At 48.2% G+C, this 3,322-nt stretch carries 3 protein-coding genes; all 3 read right to left on the minus strand.

Annotation, left to right across the window (positions count from 1 at the left end; all coding sequences use genetic code 11):
- A partial coding sequence (locus tag KOO63_05230) for a DegT/DnrJ/EryC1/StrS family aminotransferase (protein MBU8921204.1) occupies positions 1 to 267 on the minus strand: 267 nt, incomplete at its 3' end.
- 65 nt (positions 268 to 332) lie between these two features.
- Positions 333 to 1,496 carry a glycosyltransferase gene (locus tag KOO63_05235; GenBank protein ID MBU8921205.1) on the minus strand — a complete coding sequence of 388 codons (1,164 nt, stop codon included), beginning with the start codon at positions 1,494 to 1,496 and terminating at the stop codon, positions 333 to 335.
- A 154-nt stretch (positions 1,497 to 1,650) separates the two neighbouring features.
- Positions 1,651 to 2,883, minus strand: coding sequence for a glycosyltransferase family 4 protein (locus tag KOO63_05240; GenBank protein ID MBU8921206.1), 1,233 nt, complete (start codon positions 2,881 to 2,883; stop codon positions 1,651 to 1,653).
- Between the last annotated feature and the right edge of the window lie 439 nt (positions 2,884 to 3,322).

Raw genomic sequence — 3,322 nt, forward strand, 5'->3', positions numbered from 1 at the left:
ATCCGCGCTTGCAAGGAAGGAAAAAGCAGTGGTCAATACGGCATGCCCAGGGCCGATCCCGAGCGCCCTAAGGGCCATGAGAAGTGCGTCGGTTCCATTGGCACATGTCACACAACGCTGAGTTCCGGTCCTCAGCGCAAGTTCTTTCTCCAATTCAGCGACTTCTGGTCCAAGGATGTAGTGACCGTGTGCGAGGACTGCCGCAATCCTTTCCTCAAGAATAGAGCCAATTCTCTCTTGCTGAGCCTTTAGGTCAATAAACTGCATGTCGGCGAACCTCATGGAAATGATGTCGACAGTTAACTGTTGTGTTGAGTGTCTCCAGGCATTCGTCAGTGGAAAGGTTTGTCCTTTAGGATTTCTCTGTATGCGGCGAGCAACGTATCAAAATCGTTTTCCCAGTTCAAGTCATTCCTGATGGCGAGCTTTCCGTTCTTGCCCAACGTTGTCAGCAACTCTGGATTATTGAGCAACTCACCAACTTCGCGCCGGATGGAATCTGCTGAAGTGATGTCTACCATAATTCCGGCGTTCGGTTTTGAGACGAACGGGATGAAACAATCGAAATTCGAGATGACGACGGGAACACCCTGACTCATGTACTCAAGTGCCTTGGTAGGCAAGGAGTTCATGTAATTTGGGGTGGGATCAAGAAGACATAAGCCGAGGTGAGCGTCACGAACTATGGAAATTCCGTGCTTCCATTCGACCCGACCAGTCATGGTCACTCTGTCGCCTAGGTTGGATGCGGAGATGAAGGATGCCATTCGAGCTTGTAGCTCTACAGGTACAATGTTCCCAGCAAGGGTTAAGTGAACATCGTGTCCGTCACGTACGAGCCCAGCAAGCAATTCCAACATGGTCATGGCACCCCGATTCTCAGTAATAGCTCCTAGATAGGCCAACCGCCAAGGGGAACTGGTGATTGCTCGTTCCGCTTCGCTGACGAGGGAACGATTGGGTAAGTTTCGGACGAGATACCTCGGTACCGGGTATTGTTCCGCGATCGTGTCCATCACATGAACGGTGGGAAGGCCAGCAACAAGACCAACGCGCTCGATTAGGCTGAAGATATTTGCAACCATCCGCCCCACTAGGGAAGGTAAGTAGTGTTTGTTCCGGAGGCTGCCAGCAACGTTCTCGTGGACGTCATAGACAACGCGGAATCCCAACAGGCGAAGCCAGGATAGGTAGATCAACAACTCCGGATCGTGGAAGTGCACGATTTCTGGACGTGGTTCCAATGTCAAAATCCGCTTGATCGCCAACCATGGCCAGATGAGAATCCGCAGGAGACGATTAGGGGCGGTCGGTAGCCCCCAGATTTGGACGCTATCGACGATCTCGTCGCAGCTATGTTGTGCCACTAAATGAACATCATGACCAGCGGAGGCCAGTGAACGGCACTGCTTGTGAAAAATTCGCGTGTCGAATGGAGGGTGAACGGTTGTTACATGACAGACACGCATTTGTTTACTCTCGACCCTTTTCGTCATTATTTTCTCCAGTAGTGATTTAACACGGTAAAAGGGGTGAGACTAGAATCAAACCCAAATAAGAAATAGCAGAAAGCAATCTTCAAGTACAAGACGAAACGGTATTTGATTTTAAGGGTTGTACCCAGAAAATGGGAGAATTCATTAATAGTAATTAGCGGAATCTATTACCCTCCCGCCAGTCATTGTGAACCTTAAGAAGAATATGCTCTAGGTCTTCTGCTAAATTATTTCGCGCAAATTTATTGTTGGCAAGTGTGGCTGCAGCCTCACCTGCGTTGCGCAACCAATCTTTGTTCCGAATCCTTTTCACCAGAGTCTTAGCTGCACTTGAAATGTCATTTATTGGTAATACAATACCAGCGCCGTGTTCCTCAATAAGTTCTGCCTGCCAGCCCCGGTAGTTGATCATTATCGGTTTACTAGCAGCTAGGGCATCGAAGAATTTGTTGGCTGAATTGGACCACATTGGTTCGAGGTCTACAAATAGCGAACTCGCAATTGTGGCAGCCGATAACAGGGTTGGGACCTGTTCTTTCGGAACGCCATCAAGCATGAAAAAATTTTCCCCCAACACTCCGGATTTGGTAGCAACTGCCACGACTTTCTTTTTCATTTTGCCAGAACCTACGATTAAAAATCGAATGCCGGGATCAAGGGGTAAAACCGCTTCAGCCAACCGCGCTAGGTAATCGACACCATTAATGAATCCCATGGTTCCAGCGTAAACAACCAGGGGGCGACCAGCTAGCCATGATAAATCCAAGGGCGGATTACTTTCGAGCTTAGCGGGAGAGAACATTTCAATGTCACAGCAATTCGGGATTACCGTGACACGTTCTGCAGGGTACCCGGTTGCGATTATACCCTCCTGCATTCCAGGTGATAATGCGACGATGTGTTCTGAGTTCATATAAGCAAAATTTTCCAGCCAGCGCGCACAAAAAATTGCCGCTGAATTCTTTATTGCACCTACAGCAATAGGCAGTTCAGGCCAGAGGTCCCTTACCTCAAATACTACTGGCAGTTTTCTCTTACGTGCAGCCCAAATTGCCGGCAAAGCAATGGTCAGAGGTGTACTTGAAGCAAAAACCAAGTCACCCGGGACCTCGAGTGCCTTGCGAAATGAAAGGCCAACGAACTTTGCAAAAGCTCGGACCCGGGCTGCATTGCTCATCGAGTTTGAATAGGGGAGAGGTAACCAGTGGACGTTAATACCCTCCTCCTTAGAATTATACCAGCTCTTTGAAGTACTCGGTTTTCTATCCGACGTAATTATGTGTACTTCGTGTCCATTCGCCACTAGGCGTCTGGCCATTTCGTAGGATCTGGTCCCTCCTTCCATTTTAGGAGTGTTAAAGTATTGGTGCAGATAAATTATGCGCATTCCCTGCTCATTTCCATTCTTAAGGCTTGTGGTGTCTCCGTTTGGGAAGCATAGCCCAGATCATCTGGGATGTCTCGCATTAGAGACAAAGATTTTTCCCAATGTCCTTAATATAAAGTAAATCTGGATGGTCCGAGTTGTAGGCACTTCAAGTGGACAGCAATTCCACAGGGGAGTATTATCCAGCTTTCAGTAAAATAATCCGAGTGGGTGTGCTGTCGCTTTGGAATGTGGCAAAAAATTTTCGCATGGTCTAGAAAACTCAATGGGCCCATAAAAAATTTTCGAGTTTGATCTTAGGAAGGCTCAAATGAGAATTGTCCTCATGACTTTGGTACATCCTTGGAATGTCACCTGTCTCAAGAATCCTTGATGTGGCTCATGTGAACCGCCCCGGGTTCTCCGGAGACCTCGTTACTTGAGTCCGACCACCTCAGCC

The organism is Candidatus Latescibacterota bacterium (genome assembly GCA_019038625.1).
In the GTDB taxonomy this organism is placed as follows: domain Bacteria; phylum Krumholzibacteriota; class Krumholzibacteriia; order Krumholzibacteriales; family Krumholzibacteriaceae; genus JAGLYV01.

Excerpts from the sequence above, each read along its gene's own strand:
- KOO63_05235 (MBU8921205.1), bottom strand. The coding sequence starts at position 1,496 with ATGACGAAAAGGGTCGAGAGTAAACAAATGCGTGTCTGTCATGTAACA.
- KOO63_05240 (MBU8921206.1), bottom strand. The coding sequence starts at position 2,883 with ATGCGCATAATTTATCTGCACCAATACTTTAACACTCCTAAAATGGAA.